A 17,428-nucleotide genomic window follows, 5' to 3' on the forward strand; every position below is an offset into this window, starting at 1 on the left:
CTAATACCCTATCGTTTTCATAGATTCTCTTAACACATTATTGGAGTGTTTAAAGGCGTTTAATTCGTTTGGTGTAAGTGGGAGTTCAAGGACTGACTCGACTCCATTTTTTCCGATGATCGTTGGTACTCCTGTGTATATATTAAATTCATCATATTCTCCTTCTAGTAACGCAGATGTTGGAATGATTATTTGTTCATCATTAAAAATAGCTTTAATGATTCTCACAACGGCAGCCGCAATACCGTAGTAGGTGGTCCCTTTTCGTTTGTAAATTTCCCATCCGACTTGCATCGTTTGATAAGCAATCGCATTTAAATCCAGTGGTTCTTTTATATATTCTGTTAAAGGAATTCCCGCTACTTTTGCATTTGACCATGGTACCATTTGTGAATCTCCATGTTCTCCTAAAACATAGGCGTGTATATCACGTGGATCGATGTCATTTAAGTAAGAAGATAGAATCGTTTTTAAACGGATGGTATCAATGGAGGTTCCGGTTCCAATCACTTGATTCTTAGGAAGACCTGATAGTTTCATAATATGATAACTAATAATATCTACGGGATTTGATGCAACCACAAAGAAACCGTTAAATCCTGATGCCATGACTTCTTTAATGACTGAATCACAGATAGCGGCACTGACTCCTAGTGTATCTAGTCGTGTTTGATTCCCTTTTGGTGCGGCTCCTGCAGTGAAAACAATGATATCTACATCATGAAGTTCTTTATAACTTGCAACTTTTACTTTTGTACGAGATGACATAAATGAAACACTATTAAGTAAATCTATCATTTCACCTGTTGCTCTTTCTTGATTGATATCAATTAATAGTATCTCGTCACATACTCCTTGATTAATTAAAGCATATCCACAACTTGATCCGACTAATCCTGTTCCTATAATTGCAACTTTGCTCATTTTTATTGCCATGTTTCCCCCTCCAAAATAGTAAGCTTAATATATCATATGGATTCTTCTCCTTTATTGCTCTATGAAAAAAGACCATCTCTAACAAGAGACAGTCTAGTTCGATTTTTCAAGATGATTCCTTTTATCTCTAACATAATTTACTAATGAAATCTGTTAAAAAGTTTCACAGTATGAAAAACTTATCGCTATTTTTAAATTTGACGAAATAATGCTAATAGGAAAATTTTAACCTCATGACCCTTTTACCATTCATGAACACTAAAATCATCAGTGTTAAAATTTCGGCTATCGGTAAGGATAAAAAGACACCTGATACGCCAATAAGTGGTGGTAATGCTAGTGTTAAAATAAATTGAAAAATAAGCCCTCGACTAACCGACAAAATATTGGCCTGAATATTTTTACCGATGGCTTGATAATAACCACTCATCGTAAAAATAATTCCAATAATGGGGCTACCCAAACAATACATTAAAATACTTTGATAGCCATACTCTAAATTTTCAGATGAAATTCCAAAAATGGATACGAGTTCTCGACCGTAACTATAAATTCCAATGAAAACAAGAATACCTGCTACCACGCTTATCACAATACTTAAATATAAAAATTGCTTCATACGAGTCCATTTATTCGCTCCAAAATGATATCCAATTAAGGGTTGAAGACCTTGTGAAATTCCTGTACAAACATTTACGAAGAAACAATTCACATACGATGCAACAGTGTAAATAGCTACATCGATGTTACTTCCATAAGCATACATGACATTGTTTTGAACAAAAATAATGGTTCCATACGAGAGCTGAATCATGAAACTAACAAATCCAATTTTCACAATTTCTTTTAAAATTTTTCCATCAAGTTTTAAATAGAGCTTCCTAATCTTAATGGTTGAGTTGCCTTTTAAAAAATAATAAAGTGAAATCAAAGTACTTAGAACAATACTCGCACTTGTAGCAATTGCTGCCCCTTTAATTCCAAAATCAAAAACTATTACGAGTAAATAGTCTAAAATAATATTTGCAATTGCTCCAATCCCAACCATCATCATCGCAAGTTTTGGGTTTCCATCTGTTCGTACAATAGGGTTAAGCGCTGTAGAAAAAATATAAGGAATGGTAATACAGTAAAAAATGGAGAAATAATCTTGTGCATATGGCATCACCATTTCATCTGCCCCAAGCATTCTTAAGATCGGATTTCTAAATAATAAACCGACGATTGTAATCAAAGCACCGATTGCTATTGAAGCCACCATCGTTGTTCCCAGATACTTTTCAGCTTCTTCGATATCTTTTTTACCGAGTGAAATAGCGATTAAACTACTAGCCCCAATTCCAAGCATTAATCCTGTTCCGATAATTAATGTAATGGCAGGCCAAACAATGTTGACTGCCGCAAGTCCTATTTCTCCAACCCCTTGACCAACAAACATTCCATCAATAATCGTATAAATCGTGTTTAATACGACACCAATGACTGATGCCATAACAAATTTTGACCAAACTTTAAATAAATTTGCATTTAAAATATGATCCATATTCATGCTCTCATACTCCTTTTTACCTCATATAAAAAGCTACGGAATAAATTCCATAGCTTTTCAGTGTTTCATTATATCACGTTTTTAACACTCCGTCATTTTAACGGTGTTGATTCCTGAGTACTGTGAAATATTCCCCATTAACTCTGTTGAATCTAATCGACGACGTGATTTATTGGTCGCTAGTTTAAACGTAATTTTATTGTTATGTTCTTCGATTACTTTTAATTGTAGCTCTAGAATTTGAGCTTGATGCTTTTCGGCAATTTCATTAAGATGTGCTAATGTTTGCGAGATATCTTCACAACGAATACTAATGGTTAATCGCGTATATTTTCCATCCGGAACGTAGTTTGAAGCCCGTTCGAATACCGTTAACGTCAAGATAATCGCAACAAATCCAACAATTGCAATAAAGTAGGCTCCACATCCAACAGCAAGACCTAAACATGCTACCGCCCAAAGACTAGCAGCCGTTGTTAATCCTTTGACTGAAGCTCCCTCTTTCATAATCGTACCGGCACCTAGAAATCCAATCCCAGAAATAACTTGTGCGCCAAGGCGAGTTGGATCTAAGTTTCCATACTGTGTTGCCGTAAATATTCCAAGTTGCATAATCACACAGGCTCCAACAGCAACTAACATATGGGTGCGCAGTCCAGCTGGCCGATGCGTACTTTCACGCTCCCACCCAATCAAACCACCAATGATCATTGATAAAATAGTGCGAATAACAATCTCAATCATCATCTGAGTATTCATATAATCCCCTCCCCAGTTGTTGAAATACGTCGAAACTCTATATTTTTATTATACATCTTATACCCTTATTTTTAAAGCGCTTACTGTTTTGTGGAAATAACTTCTTTTCAGAGTCATAGATGATTCAAAAATGGGATAACATCTACGATTTCAATGCCTATTTTTTCAAGTTCGGCTATCGCTTTCAAGTAACCATTCTGTTGCTCTAACACCTGTGGTTGATGCGCATCGTACCCTATAATACATCGACATCCAAGCTCACTTACAATTTTCCAGAAATCAAGACATGGATATAAATAATGTTTTGAATCAGGTTCACAGATGTAATTTGAAATATTAAATTCTAAAATTAAGTCATATTCTTTCGCTTTCTCACAAATCTGACGTGAAATCCGTTCGCAAACGTCATCAAATTTTCCATAGCCTCTGATGAAGATATCAGGATGTGCAAAGTAAGCAAAGAGTTTCGATTCAATAGCTTTAATCGCGGTGTCTAAATACAGCTCTAATGCTGTTTCATCAGTTTTCATTTTTCCATATCCGACATTCTTCTGTTCGTTCGATGAAAAATGATTACCAAAAATCACATAATCGACTTTATATTCCTCAATTATATGCCTAAGCCATGGAATATATTCCTCAAAATATTCGCACTCTAACCCAATTTTGATACTAATTTGATTGACATATTTTTGTTTTAAGATTTGCAGATGATTCACATAATCATCAAGTTGTTCTATATCCATTCGCATACTTGATGTGTAGCTTGAATCAAATGGCCATGGTGTGTGATCTGCGAATCCTAATTCTTGAAAACCAGATTTAATGGCACTTTCTATATATTCCTCGTCACTTCCCCCCGCATGCTTGCACCTTTTCGTATGCGTGTGATAATTCACTTTCTTCACTCTATTTTTCCCTCCCACTGCTAAGCATCTAATATTGAGATATTATAGCACATTAAATAAAAAATCTTTTGGAGATTAAAGTAAAGCTCAGAAGATTAACTCTATTATCTTTTTAATTTTTTCGCCTATAATCCTTATGAATAAAAAAAATCATCTCATATGAACTAGAATATGAGATGATTTTTTTTATTTATCTGATTTAGTTTTGGAATAAAATATCTTGTTTACCTTGATATTCAAAGCTGATGATTTCTTTTCCATCTAGGTCGGCTTTTGATAAGCAAACGGCACTAATACGACGGTTTTTATAATCTGTGTAGTAGTATGTTCCTGATTCTTGGCACATACAAGATTTATAGACGGTGTAATTCATATCTCCATTTGGATCAATTTCGCTTCCTTTTATGACGGTAACACCTGTTAGCACTTGGAAGAATGCTGAAACACCACTGACTTCATCATCTGCTTCGACAACTGTATCACGGAAATAGACTGTTCGAACAAATCGTGCAGCTGGAGAAGCATCTCCTGGGATTCCACACATATTAAGCCCATGACCAAATGGTTTAGCAACATATTCTCCAAATTGTTTTGGTGCTGGAGTTTTTGTATCTAATGTTACATATTGGCATAGATTTGTTAAATGCCAAGGGAAAGTTGGATCATTTGTTAAGGCTCCTACTGGATTGTCGTATACGTGCATTCCATCTTCCATGTACTCAATGACAATACTTTTTCCACTTAAATCTGTAAACATCCAGTGAAGTCCTGCAACAGGAAGCCCTTCTTTAACTGGAATATTCGTAATAATTAACTGTTTTAAGGCTTCTTTTAATTCATCTAAATTTGAGAAATTACTTAATGCCCAGTATAAGAAAGTTGAACCTGAAATATTCGTTTTTCCATCAACAGCTTTTTCGTTAAACTTAGCAAAATGCGTAAAATTTAACCCGGCACCTGCTAATCCTTTTTCATTAACTGCATCAAAAAGAAGGGGAAGACGATCCACAACAATTCCCATCCCAATACAAGCATACTTTGACGTATATGTTTCATCACTCACAATATTGAACCAATCATAATTTCTTGGAACAATATGAACAGCTTGTCCATATGTAGCGGGTACATCTAAATTTCGTCCAAATAAATGCTTATTATCTTTTGTAACTAAGCTAAGTCCTGTACACATATTTTTCAATCCCATCTTTCTATTAAAATAAAACATTAATTTTGAACTCATCAAAACACCTATTTTTAAGCTGATGGTTCCTAATTATAGTGTGTATCTATTTGAAAATATTATGTTAAGATACTTTCAAAAAATATGAATCCTGAACATCAGCTCATTAAACAATTTCTTATCGCTTCATAAATAAAAAAACACCTAAATGACAGAGGATAAATATTAAAACTCTATTTATCATTTCATTTAGGTATTTTCATTAAGCTCTATTTTAAATTGGACTTTATATTATTCGACTTGAATTGGTTAATTCACTCTAAAAAAACAAATCCATAGATATTAACTATCCTTCAAAATATAGATTTAATTTAATAGGGTTTCAATGTATTCCATATCAACATTCTCTTTTAAAAGCTCGCATAGTTGATCGTACTGTGACATTTTATAATCTTTATAATTCATTTGATTTTTTATTTCTAGATTTAATTTTTGTTTAAGTTGATTGATTAACTTGAGAGCAAAGTCACCTTCATCGAATAATCCATGAATGTAGGTTCCAAAGACATTTCCTTCTTTATTTTTCATCCCAAGGACGACATCATTCTCATCTTTAATCCAGATGTTTTCAGAATTCGTTGTGAAACTCATGCCATTATGGATTTCATATCCATTGATTTGATTTCCATCTAAATCAAATCCACACACTTGTTTCGTTGTTTTTATCGGATTAAATTCAGTGATCATTTCAAGTAAGCCAAGTCCCGCTTCCTCACGCGGATTTCCTTCGACACCTTTTGGGTCTTTAACGATTTGGCCAAGCATTTGATAACCACCACAAATTCCAAAAACTAAGGTTCCTTGTGTTCGTTGAAACTCAATTCCATTGGCAAAACCACTTTGTTTTAAATAGATTAAATCATCAATCGTATTTTTACTTCCTGGAATGATAATTAAATGAGCCCCTTCTAATTCTCTTGGGTTAAAGACATAGCGGACACTGACATCTGGCAATCGATTAAGAGCATTAAAATCTGTAAAATTCGACATGTGTGGAAGTCGAATCACCGCAATATCAACACCGCTCCCTCTTTTGGTCTGAACTCTGTCCGTTGCGCCGTCTTCTTCTTCAATGTCTAATTCAAAATAAGGTAAGACGCCAAGTACTGGGATGTTAATCAGGTCTTCAATTTGCTTCATCGCATCCTTAAAGTACTCGACTTTACCGCGAAACTTATTGATGATAATTCCTTTAACACGTGCTCGCTCGTCTTCCTCAAGCAACATAATCGTTCCAACAATTGAGGCAAAAACGCCGCCTTTATCAATATCAGCAACTAAAATAACGGGCGCATCTGCCATCTTTGCCGTATGAAAATTTGCAATATCTGTTGCTTTTAAGTTAATTTCAGCGCAACTTCCTGATCCCTCTAAAACGATTAGGTCATGATTTTGTGCTAACTGTTTGTAGGCTAGTGCCGCCTGTTCCTTTAAATATTTATTTAAGTCATGATACTGATAGGCATCCATCGTACAGTGAACTTTACCTCGAACAATGACTTGTGTTTTATAACCCACACTCGGTTTCATTAGAATTGGATTCATGTCTGCAACCGGTTCGATTTCGCAACTTTCGGCTTGTACCACTTGAGCACGTCCAATTTCATCGCCATCTTTTGTCACATAAGAATTAAGTGAAATATTCAGAGCTTTATACGGTGCAACGCTATATCCTTGCTTTTTAAAATAGCGACAAAACGCTGCCGCTAGAGTACTTTTTCCAACTGATGAGGCTGTTCCAAGTAACATGATTCGTTTTGTCTTCATGTTGTTTACCTACTTAATATCTAAATAACCGTGTGTCTCGGTTAAAATATTTTCGCCAACTTCAAATGAAACAGGATAAGAGAATAATGGCCCATCATAGACAAAACTATGATACTCACCATTTTCACCACATGCATCAGACCCCGTTGCTTTAATTTTCTCAACTAATTCTTTCGTTAAGACCTTGCCTAAAAATTCTTCACCTAAACATTCTAACTTCACATTTTTTAAAACCGTTGTAAACCCTAAATCAATAAATTCATGCGTTAACGCTTCACGATCTTCTAACCATAAAGGAAAGACTGCCTCAAGTCCAACTGCTTCACAACGATCCGTACACCAAGTACGATGGGCTTCTAAATCAATATCTCCAAAAACACAAGCCTCGGCGCCCTGTTCTTTGGCTTTACCTAGTGCTTCTTCAAACGTTTCTTTATAATTATCCCCAATACTTTCAACCAATAAAAGCGGAATATTTAATGACTTTGATACTTCTTCAAGTAGATGCTTAGGAACACCGTGAAACCAACTACGACATACCTTTTTATCCACTGTAATTAATAAAGCTAACGGTTCATGTCCTGCTTTAATCATACGATATAATGATAGCGTACTGTCTTTTCCACAGCTATATGACATAACAAATTTCATAACCTTATCTCCATTTCTCTAACGCTTCTAACATAAAGTTTTTGATATTAATTCCGTAAACATCAAGTAATCTTTCCTCATCTAAAACATCTTTTGAAAGACCAGATGCCACGACTTGTCCGTCCTTAATCATGATGACCTCTTCACTAAACATTTGAACTAAATTCAAGTCATGCAAAACGGCAATCACAGTTTTTCCCTGCTCCTTTGTCCATTGATTAATATGGTCCAAAATTTCAATCTGATATTTTAAATCTAAATGATTCGTCGGTTCATCAAGTAAAATGATGTCAGGTTCTTGAGCAAATGCGCGTGCTAAATAAACGCGCTGCAATTGACCACCTGATAATTCATTGATGAGTTTATCCTTTTCCGCTTCTAATCCGACTCGTTTAATACAATCGAGCACAATCTCTTTATCACGTTTTGATAGTGTGGAAAACAGTCCGGTTGAATGAGCATATCTTCCTAGTGAGACGGTTTCATACACGGTATAAGGAAAATAAAGGTCTGATGATTGCGTCATGAAGGCAATCTTTTTAGCAAGATGCTTTCGTTTGATGTGTTTAATATTCTGACCTTCTAATAGAATTTCTCCTTCATAATCTAGAAGGTTGGCAATTGCTTTTAAAATCGTTGTTTTTCCACAACCATTAGGCCCCACAATACATTGAGTTTGACCTTTTTTTATGTGTAGGTTAACGTCTTTAACAACTATTTTTCCATCATATCCACAATTGAGTTGATTAATTTTTAACATTTGACTCACCTACTTCTCTTACTGAAATATAGATAAGCAAAGAATGGGGCTCCAATTAAAGCGGTAATAGCTCCAACAGGAAGTTCGGATGGGGAGATAATCGTTCTAGCAACTAAATCTGTTAACACCATGAAAGATCCACCAAAAACGATACACATTGGAATGACCCATTTATGATTTGAACCGACCAGTTTCCTTACGACATGCGGTGTGATTAAATCGATAAAACCAATCGTCCCACTTAAAGCAATCGCACTTCCAGTTAAAATTGCAACTGCTACAATGAGGTTTGTTTTAACTTTTTTGGTTTCAACTCCGACGCTTTTTGCTTGATCTTCTCCGAAACTTAAAACGTCCATTTCTTTACAATATTTTAAAACGATAAAAAGACCGACGATAAAAAATGGGATAATAGCTCTCACATAGGGCCATCCCCGCATCGCAAATGAGCCCATTTGCCACATCGTTATTTGAGTAATATTCTCACTATTTAAAGCAGTTATGGTTGTGAGCATGGCATTTGTAAATAATGAAAATACCATTCCAGCAAGTATCATTGTATTATTTGAGAGCCCACGATCTACTTTGTTCGCGAATAAAATAACTGAAAAAACAGTGGCTAACCCACAAATAAACCCGATAACAGGTAAGGCCATATTCCCAACCAATGGAATTGAAAACCCTAGGATAATGTAAAGTCCAACACCAAGCGATGCTCCAGATGAGACGCCGAGTGTGTAAGGTGAGGCAAGTGGATTTTTTAGAATGGATTGAATGACAGCTCCACTAACAGCGAGAGAGGCTCCGACTAAAAAAGCGAGTAAGACGCGTGGTAATCGAATGACCCAAATGATTGAGACATCTTTATTTTGGATATTTTCGAGTAGCGGGAGATTAAATAGTTTATGCCCTATAATCGATAAGATATCAAGAAAGTCAATGTTCGAACTTCCGATGATGGTTCCGATACATATAATTAATACTACTAACGGAATCGCTAGTAGTATTAAAAGTTTGCGTTTATTAGTTTGCATAGTATTCAGGATAAACAGCCTGTGCAATTTCTTTTAAAGCTTTAATCACGTTTTGGCTACCACGTGATGAGGCATTTTTATCGATTAAATAAATGGCATCATTTTCAACCGCTGTGATTGTTTCAAATCCCGCACGTTCTTTAATTAATTGAGTCGCATTATCTAAGTAAGTTTCATTTGTCAAGATAACATCTGGATTAGCTGTAATAACCGCTTCCTCACTTGGTGAAATCCATCCTTCTTCATCAGCTAAAATATTTGTTGCGCCTACTGTTTCAATTAATTCATTAATAAATGTTGAATGACCAAAGCTATATAATTTTGATGATGAACCAATTTCAAAGTACACTGTTTTTTTATCTGTGATGGTATCACCAACGGCTTTAATAGCAGCTACTTCTTGTTTCATTTCATCAATTAATTCTTGTCCTTCTGTTTCTTTATTTGTTACATCCGCAATAAAAGCAATATCCTCATAAATTCCTTCAATGCTATCACTACTTGGGATATATACTACTGTAATTCCCGCTTCTTTTAATAAAGCGTAAGGATCTTCATCTCCTACTTTGTTATGTCCTGATGCAATAATAATATCAGGTTGCATTTCAATAATTGCTTCTGAATCTGGGTTTCTAAAATCGATGACTTCAGCATCTGCTGGAATTCCTTCGATATCTGTTGAATATTTATCCACACCAACTAGGTTATCAGCTAATCCTAGTGCAATTAATACTTCCGTATTAGATGGTGCAGTTGATAAAATGCGCTCAATCGAAACTGGCGCTTCAAATTCATTTCCTTCACGGTCTACCATTTTTGAAGATGTTGCATCTGAGTTTTGTGCTTGCTCAACTGGCGTTTGTGTTTGTTCAGTTGTTTCTTTGTTTTCGGGTGCTTCTGTTTGACACCCTGCTAATGACATCATTGTAACAAATGCCACTAAAGATGATGACACGATTTGTTTAAACTTTTTCATACTTCTCCTCCAAGTTTTAAAATTTTGAGGTTCATATGATACGTATGAAATTAACATAAAAAAACATACCACATTAAGGTATGACTACATTAAATTCTTTTACCTAATGACTTAAGTAAAATCACGTACGTATCCCATTATCCCATCCTCAGGGGATAATAGCACTCGCATATCAGGCAAGTCTCCCGACTTTGCATCATCCGCCGTCTTCCCTTCCCACATCAATTGATGCAGTGGCTCACTAAGACATTGTCCGCTTCACGGTTACTGAGATAGTTGAAGAATTTCACTTCATTCCTTATTAAGATCATATCACCTGCTATGAGTCCATGACTAATCAAGTATAGTCGTTACACTTCTATTTGTCAAATTTGTCTAATGATAGCCAATTACCTAACACTTTATGAATCATACCCAATCTTTATTCTCAATTGATTTGTAATTGGTTTTCCTTCGTTATTTTTAACGTTTCTGCCGTATTGAAATCATAAACTAAGCGGCTAATCTCAGCATAACTCACCACATGGTCATCTTTTAGAGCTATAACTAAATGAATAGTATCTGAATACTCAATCGCTGTCTCATGCTTAAAACGAGTTCCAATTGTTTCCTCAACTTTTTCAAGTGGTGTATATGGATGAAAGATCCATACTATATCCCAATCAGTAGGAAAAAACATTGAAAAATCTACCGTATCACCGTCGACACACTCTAAAAACTTCTCATCATCCAACTTAATAGCTTGTGATGTGCATCCTGTTAATAGCATACTTATTAAAATCATCATCCACCATTTACTCATCCTATCCCTCATTTCAATTCTCATCATAACATCTAAATTAATTTCAAAAAAGAGTTTATTTTAGTTCTAAATCTAATACTATTCCCATACATTGTAGAGAAGATTAAGTTACTGGGGTACGGCTTAATCTTACAAACTCCTTTAGTTTTATTACTTTATTTTCCTTTGGGTGTGTGTGTTGCTTCTTATGTTTACGTTTTGAATTTTTACAAACCGAAATGAATTCCTTTTTGAATTCTTTCACTGCCATGTTTTAATCAAAAAAAGACTGCTTTTCCTTGCCACGAAAAGCAGTCTTTTTTATTTTTCTAAAACTATTTCCCACATCGGCACCTTCCCTACCTCATGTTTCCCAGTTTTAGAATCGGTACGATGATCACATGTTATATAAATCATTGTATCACTGAGTTGATTGACTAACGGTAAAATGAATTGGGTATTTATTTTTTCTAAGAAGGCTAACTTACCCGCAAAATCTTTTTGATGAGCTAATTCATCAAGTCCATTAATATGCACAATTAAAACATCCACTTCTTGAATTAAAGAAAGGGCTACTTCAAGCTTTTGAACTAAATCTGTATTTTCATAACCTGTTGCTAGGCTTGGTTTAATTGATTTCATACCAAGCGCTAATCCCATTCCCGCTACTAAATCAATCCCACTTACCACTGCTCCAACTTTTTGATATCGATCATAAAAAGATGGAAGATGAACCACCGTAGATAATCCCCAAGGCCATAGCATGCAACCGTTTAATCCGTGTTGATTAAAAACAGCTTTAGAGTCCTTCATCAGTTTTTGAAGTCGCCAATCCTTTGGTATTAAAGTATCAAGGTCTTCACCTACATGAAAATGTGGCGGGTATAACTTAATATCTGAGGAAAAATTTTTTAGAAGCAATAAATTTTTATACGTGTCACCCGCATACAACGTTCCATCCGGTACGTGAATTTCTTGAAGGATACTTTCAATGTTTGACGGCAATCTTCCACCAGTAAAGTCTACTAATTTTCCATCCTCAACTCGTACAATATTACATCTTAATACAACTTCATTTTCCTGAAGAGAAATCCCATTTGCAAGAGCTTCGTAATAGGCACGTTCACCAATCTCAAACTGATTAGACGAATAACCAAGCAGATTAAAAATACAATTTAAACTATCCAGATCACGATTCAAAACCGAAAAATCACACCAGGATGTCGGATTAAAGTCAAGCTGCTCTTCCATCAAACCATCTAAAATAATTAGCACTTCTTTCATATCAAAATGCCCTCTAACGCGTTAATTAGCGCTAAATTTTCTGCTCGTGTGCGCACTGCAACCCGATAAAACCCTGCTGATAACCCTACATAATTATCACAGCTACGAATTAAAATCCCATCCTTTAATAATTCCTGTTTCAAATCCAATGACACTTTACATTTGAAAAATAAGAAGTTTACCGCCCCACGATACACTGTCAATGAGTCAAATTTTTCAAGAGCTGTGTATAGGAATTCATTTTCTTCTTTAACATAGGTCAGAGTTTTAGAGATATACTCTGTTTGAGTTAACGCCACCTGAGCTCCGAAATTAGCGACCGTATTAATCGCCCACGGTACCGCGATTTTATTGATTTGTTCAATCAGATGTTGATCACTTAAAACACCATATCCCACCCGAATACCTGGAAAGGCGAAAAACTTCGTCAGTGATTTAACTACGATCAACTGTTTAAATTGATTCACATCACTTATCATACAGTAGTCTTCTTTGTTCTCAACAAAATCTAAAAATGATTCATCCACTACGACTTTTGTCTTAGTTTGGACTGCTTTCTTTAAAACTTTTAAGATGAATTCTTTCGGTGTTAAAACACCGGTTGGATTATTTGGATTACAAATAAATAAAACATCAATCCCTTCCTTTATCGCGTCTATAAAACCATCTTCTAACTTAAAATCTTCTTTTAAAATATAATGCTCTATCTGACACTCCATCGATTTTAGGGCATCTTCATACTCTGAAAATGTCGGTGCAAACAACAATGCTTTTTTAGGTTGAAGTGCACGAACAACATTAAAAATCACTTCTGCTGCTCCATTTCCAAGTATGATTTGTTCTTCCTTTATATTTTCATAATTCGCAATAGCCCGTTTTAAATCATAGTACGTGATATCAGGATAATGAACAATGTTATCTAATGATTGAATCATGGCCTCTAACACATTCGGACATAGTCCAAGAGGATTAATATTTGCCGAGAAATCAATGATGCTATCTTCAAAAATTCCGTGTAATCTCGCAATCTGTGCAATGTTTCCACCATGGCCTAAGTTCATCTCACCACTCCTCCAATTAATAAGGCAACAATTAATCCTAAAAAACTCACCGTTGTTAAAATCATATTCGTTTGATATAAATCTTTCATTTCAATCGCTTTTGTTTCGTCGCCAATCGTCGGTTTTTCAACCAGTTTACTGAAATAATAATTCGCTCCTCCTAGCTTAATTCCTAAGGCTCCTGCTACTGCAGCTTCTGGATGTGCGCTATTTGGACTGGTATGATTATAACGATCACGCTGATAAATCTGATAACTTTGTTTATAATCTAATCCTAAAATAAATGATGCAATGATAATCAAATAGCCCGTTAATCTAGCTGGAATATAATTAAATAAATCATCCATTTTAGCTGAAACAAAACCAAATTCAAGGTATTTCTCATTTTTATAACCAAACATCGAATCACACGTATTGACTGCTTTATACGCCATCGCAAGCGGCGCACCACCAAGTCCTGCAAATAAAATCGGAGCAATAATGCCATCTGACATATTTTCTGCCACTGTTTCAATCACTGCACGAACAATTGAAGTTTCATCAAGTGATGCCGTGTCACGTCCGACAATATATGATAATTGATGACGCGCTTTTTCAATATCACCGGACTCTAACGTTTTAATCACTTTAAGTCCTTCAACTTTCAGCCCTTTAGCTGAAAGACAGAAATAAATTAAAATACCTTCTACTAAAATCCCGACCATCGGGTGGATAAAGAACGCTATTTTAACGATGATTAACGTGATTAAAAAGGTCGGAACAATAATACAAAGCCACGCAAGTGCTCCTGCTAATTTAAGGTTATTTGAATCTATTTTTCGAAATACACTTTCCAAATTCATCGCCCAACTTCCAATGATTCGAACCGGGTGATATGGATTATGTGGGTCGCCGATGATGACATCAAGGACGAATCCAATCATTAAAGACCACATGCTAAAACTCCTCTAATATCTCTATTTTAATACTTGTCTCTTTTGTAAGACGTAATTTATAACCGCCACCACAACGGGGTTGATACTCATAAAAATGTTTACGTTGATCATAAAACAAATGAAGTAATGTTCCAATCACACCGCCATGACAGACTAACAAAGCCTCTGATTCATGACTTTCTAACAACTCATCCACAAGTAATTCAAGTCCTTTTGAAATTCGTTTATAAAAATCTTGTTTTGACTCTCCTTGTGGACACGAAACTGCTCCCTCTTCATCCATGATCCATTCGATATAGCGCGCATCATCTTTCAACATGTCATACGACTTTCCTTCAAACTCACCGAAATCATATTCCCAAAATAATGGACGCACCTCATAAAAGGTTTGGGGATAAAGGAGTTCAAAGGTTTGATTCGCACGAATTGCACCACTTGTAAAGTTTTTAGCACAAACAGGATAGTTGTAACATTTTTGTTTCTCTTTGATTTCCTTGATGCCGGCTTCGCTTAAAACATCGTTTGTTTTTCCACAGTAAAGTCGTTGTTCATTACTTTTTGTTTTTCCATGTCTGATGACATATAAAATCATATTATTCATCTTTAAGGACCACCTCGATACCACAAAAAATCCGAATAATGCTATTACTTTCACGACTTAAAAATTGCAGGATGCGCCCTACTTCCTCTCTATAAAATCGTTCTTCTTTTTTTAATGGAACGATGCCTGATGAGATTTCATCGCAAACGATGACTTTAGTTTTTAAGTCGTCGAGATGCTCTTCAAAAAATGGTAATGATGAGATGCCATTTAAGGCGTTGTGATAAATAAAGTGGTGAATTCCGTATAGAACTGATTTTGATAAATCAAGGGTGTCTTGAATATAACAAATATCTTCATCCACTACTCTTAATGTTTCTTTTACGTAATTTAATTTTCCGTTATAGGCGCCACCAATTATGAGTTTCATCTTATCACTCCTAAGGTTAGTAATCCGATAAATTCACAAAGAACTAATATATAGCCCGCGACATCTCCGTTAAATCCACCGAGTTGTTTTTGGGTGTTACGTACAAGTAGCAAAGCAGCGATTCCCATGAAAAGGGGAACGGCAATCCCTAATATTCCAACGAGTAGATAGCTCCCCAAAAAGGTGATGAAGTAGATTAGGCTTAAGATAAGAAGGTCAAGGCGCCCAGTTCCTTGTTTAAATAATTTTCCTAGATAGCTTTCACTAATCGTCTCCTTTGTAATTAAAAAGTATCCAACAAGACTTCTTGAAATAATCGGAATGAGAATGAAAAACAGAAAGGATTGTTGATGTGTTAGAAGTGTCTGAAGTGCTGAAAACTGACAAATTAATAATAAGACTAAAGAAATAACAGCAAAGGCACCGACCCGAGAGTCTTTTAATATTCGAATTTTTTCTTCTTGGGAACGTCTTGATAATAAGGCATCACATACATCCATGAACCCATCTAGATGTAAAAATCCTGTCAGTAAAAATGGAATGGCAAGTAAGATAGAGGCGGTTAAAGTTTCCGTGACTTGAAGAGCGGTTAACAACAAAGCCGCCACGTACCAAAGTCCTCCGATGATGAGTCCGATGAAAGGATAAAGTTTCATCATATGACGTGCCGATGATTCATCCCATTCATATTTCGGTAGTGGAATAATCGTGAACATACTGATGGCCATATTAAGTGCGTAATATAAGCTTTTCATGAAGCGCCTCCTTTCCCTTGTGGACAATCGTATTTCCGTAAACACACTCGATGACAACGTCAGCCAATTTTGCGATTTCACAGTTTACATAGCCTAGTTCGCGCCGAAATGTCTCGGTGTACGCATCATAATGAATGGCATCACTAAACAAATAATCTGACACAATGACAAGGTGTTTTGTGTTTATCTTTTTTACGACTTCTAGCATTTGTACACTCACATTTGGATAAAACTCAGCCATTACAAACATTTCATTTGTCATCCACGAGGTTAAGCTATCGAGTAAGATAGTATCCTGTGGATTAATCGTATCGATTATTTTATGAAGCTGTCGCTTTGCTTCTAGTGTTTGAAAAGCGCGGCCTTCACGCTTTTGTTGATGAATTTTGATTCGTTGTTGATCTTCCTCATCATGAGGATTCATCGTTGCAATATAATATAGATTTCCGCCTTCATGTAGCATTTGTGCTATTTTTTCAGCATAATCAGATTTTCCACTTTTAGCTCCACCTACTACAAGGATGATCATATTTCAATTCCTACTCGTGCGGGAATCCCTTCTGTAAACGGATGCTTCACAGCCTTTATTTCAGATACATAATGAGCAAGTTCAACTAATTCAACTTTAGGATTACGCCCTGTCATGACAACTTCTAATGATGTTGGCTTATTCTTTAAAAAATCAACGACCAAATGCACAGGAACAAAGTCTAAATTAACCGTCGCAATCAATTCATCTAAAATGAGAACATCATAGTCTTCTTCGACTGCCTTTTTGGTGACTGCTTTAAAACGATTAGTATGTTCTATTTTTACGATTGCTTTTTCTTCTTCTGTCATATTCCAAACAAATTTTTTAGCTGGCTCACCTTTTACAACATGAAAAAATTCTGATAATTTCTCAATCGATTTTAATTCTCCTGTTTTATTACTTTTTAAAAATTGTGTTAACAATACTTTTTTCCCATGACCAACAGCTCTAAGTCCAAGTCCCATTGCAGCACTTGTCTTTCCTTTACCATCTCCACAATAAATATGAATTAATCCGATTTCCATAGTCG

19 protein-coding genes and 1 riboswitch are annotated in these 17,428 nt (G+C 35.5%); all 19 genes read right to left on the reverse strand.

Annotated features, from left to right (window positions below; all coding sequences use genetic code 11):
• The 19 genes from J6D32_RS11465 to J6D32_RS11555 all read right to left on the reverse strand — a co-directional run bounded on the left by J6D32_RS11465 (position 1) and on the right by J6D32_RS11555 (position 17,423).
• Positions 1 to 936, reverse strand: a complete 936-nt coding sequence (locus J6D32_RS11465; protein WP_055164508.1) for an L-lactate dehydrogenase — start codon at positions 934 to 936, stop codon at positions 1 to 3.
• Between the two features lie 211 nt (positions 937 to 1,147).
• A complete protein-coding gene (locus tag J6D32_RS11470; protein WP_006784167.1) occupies positions 1,148 to 2,485 on the reverse strand; it encodes an MATE family efflux transporter in 1,338 nt (445 codons plus the stop codon).
• Between the two features lie 81 nt (positions 2,486 to 2,566).
• Positions 2,567 to 3,244, reverse strand: coding sequence for an MgtC/SapB family protein (locus tag J6D32_RS11475; protein ID WP_009606867.1), 678 nt, complete (start codon positions 3,242 to 3,244; stop codon positions 2,567 to 2,569).
• 113 nt (positions 3,245 to 3,357) lie between these two features.
• Positions 3,358 to 4,152, reverse strand: a complete 795-nt coding sequence (locus J6D32_RS11480) for a histidinol-phosphatase (protein WP_055164510.1) — start codon at positions 4,150 to 4,152, stop codon at positions 3,358 to 3,360.
• Positions 4,153 to 4,351: 199 nt separating this feature from the next.
• Positions 4,352 to 5,392 carry a choloylglycine hydrolase gene (bsh, locus tag J6D32_RS11485; RefSeq protein ID WP_009606361.1) on the reverse strand — a complete coding sequence of 347 codons (1,041 nt, stop codon included), beginning with the start codon at positions 5,390 to 5,392 and terminating at the stop codon, positions 4,352 to 4,354.
• 306 nt (positions 5,393 to 5,698) lie between these two features.
• Entirely contained in the window at positions 5,699 to 7,159 is a 1,461-nt protein-coding gene (locus J6D32_RS11490) for a cobyric acid synthase (protein WP_006784171.1), read from the reverse strand.
• Positions 7,160 to 7,168: 9 nt separating this feature from the next.
• Entirely contained in the window at positions 7,169 to 7,810 is a 642-nt protein-coding gene (locus J6D32_RS11495) for a Dph6-related ATP pyrophosphatase (protein WP_006784172.1), read from the reverse strand.
• Between the two features lie 4 nt (positions 7,811 to 7,814).
• Entirely contained in the window at positions 7,815 to 8,570 is a 756-nt protein-coding gene (locus tag J6D32_RS11500; protein ID WP_006784173.1) for an ABC transporter ATP-binding protein, read from the reverse strand.
• A gap of 5 nt (positions 8,571 to 8,575) precedes the next feature.
• Positions 8,576 to 9,604 (reverse strand): FecCD family ABC transporter permease, encoded by a 1,029-nt coding sequence (locus J6D32_RS11505; protein WP_006784174.1) that lies wholly within the window; start codon positions 9,602 to 9,604, stop codon positions 8,576 to 8,578.
• Positions 9,594 to 10,580 carry an ABC transporter substrate-binding protein gene (locus J6D32_RS11510; protein WP_055164517.1) on the reverse strand — a complete coding sequence of 329 codons (987 nt, stop codon included), beginning with the start codon at positions 10,578 to 10,580 and terminating at the stop codon, positions 9,594 to 9,596. Before J6D32_RS11510 ends, J6D32_RS11505 begins: the two co-directional genes overlap by 11 nt.
• A 158-nt stretch (positions 10,581 to 10,738) precedes the next feature.
• A riboswitch (cobalamin riboswitch) is annotated at positions 10,739 to 10,915 on the reverse strand.
• Between the two features lie 92 nt (positions 10,916 to 11,007).
• Complete coding sequence (locus J6D32_RS11515; RefSeq protein ID WP_006784176.1) at positions 11,008 to 11,382, reverse strand: hypothetical protein; 375 nt, start codon at positions 11,380 to 11,382, stop codon at positions 11,008 to 11,010.
• 300 nt (positions 11,383 to 11,682) lie between these two features.
• Positions 11,683 to 12,645, reverse strand: coding sequence for a phosphoglycerate mutase (locus tag J6D32_RS11520; protein WP_006784177.1), 963 nt, complete (start codon positions 12,643 to 12,645; stop codon positions 11,683 to 11,685).
• Positions 12,642 to 13,706, reverse strand: a complete 1,065-nt coding sequence (gene cobD / locus J6D32_RS11525) for a threonine-phosphate decarboxylase CobD (RefSeq protein ID WP_006784178.1) — start codon at positions 13,704 to 13,706, stop codon at positions 12,642 to 12,644. The genes J6D32_RS11520 and cobD overlap by 4 nt, the downstream gene beginning before the upstream one ends.
• Entirely contained in the window at positions 13,703 to 14,641 is a 939-nt protein-coding gene (gene cbiB / locus J6D32_RS11530; RefSeq protein WP_006784179.1) for an adenosylcobinamide-phosphate synthase CbiB, read from the reverse strand. Before cbiB ends, cobD begins: the two co-directional genes overlap by 4 nt.
• A 1-nt stretch (position 14,642) precedes the next feature.
• Entirely contained in the window at positions 14,643 to 15,242 is a 600-nt protein-coding gene (locus J6D32_RS11535; protein WP_006784180.1) for a histidine phosphatase family protein, read from the reverse strand.
• Positions 15,235 to 15,612: a bifunctional adenosylcobinamide kinase/adenosylcobinamide-phosphate guanylyltransferase gene (locus J6D32_RS11540; protein WP_006784181.1), complete on the reverse strand. Its 378-nt coding sequence runs from the start codon at positions 15,610 to 15,612 to the stop codon at positions 15,235 to 15,237. The genes J6D32_RS11535 and J6D32_RS11540 overlap by 8 nt, the downstream gene beginning before the upstream one ends.
• On the reverse strand, positions 15,609 to 16,367 hold the full coding sequence (locus J6D32_RS11545; RefSeq protein WP_006784182.1) for an adenosylcobinamide-GDP ribazoletransferase: 759 nt from the start codon (positions 16,365 to 16,367) through the stop codon (positions 15,609 to 15,611). The genes J6D32_RS11540 and J6D32_RS11545 overlap by 4 nt, the downstream gene beginning before the upstream one ends.
• Complete coding sequence (locus tag J6D32_RS11550) at positions 16,342 to 16,896, reverse strand: bifunctional adenosylcobinamide kinase/adenosylcobinamide-phosphate guanylyltransferase (protein ID WP_006784183.1); 555 nt, start codon at positions 16,894 to 16,896, stop codon at positions 16,342 to 16,344. The genes J6D32_RS11545 and J6D32_RS11550 overlap by 26 nt, the downstream gene beginning before the upstream one ends.
• On the reverse strand, positions 16,893 to 17,423 hold the full coding sequence (locus J6D32_RS11555) for a cob(I)yrinic acid a,c-diamide adenosyltransferase (RefSeq protein WP_009606366.1): 531 nt from the start codon (positions 17,421 to 17,423) through the stop codon (positions 16,893 to 16,895). The genes J6D32_RS11550 and J6D32_RS11555 overlap by 4 nt, the downstream gene beginning before the upstream one ends.
• Between the last annotated feature and the right edge of the window lie 5 nt (positions 17,424 to 17,428).

The organism is Turicibacter sp. (assembly GCF_017941855.1).
Classification (GTDB): domain Bacteria; phylum Bacillota_I; class Bacilli_A; order MOL361; family Turicibacteraceae; genus Turicibacter; species Turicibacter sanguinis.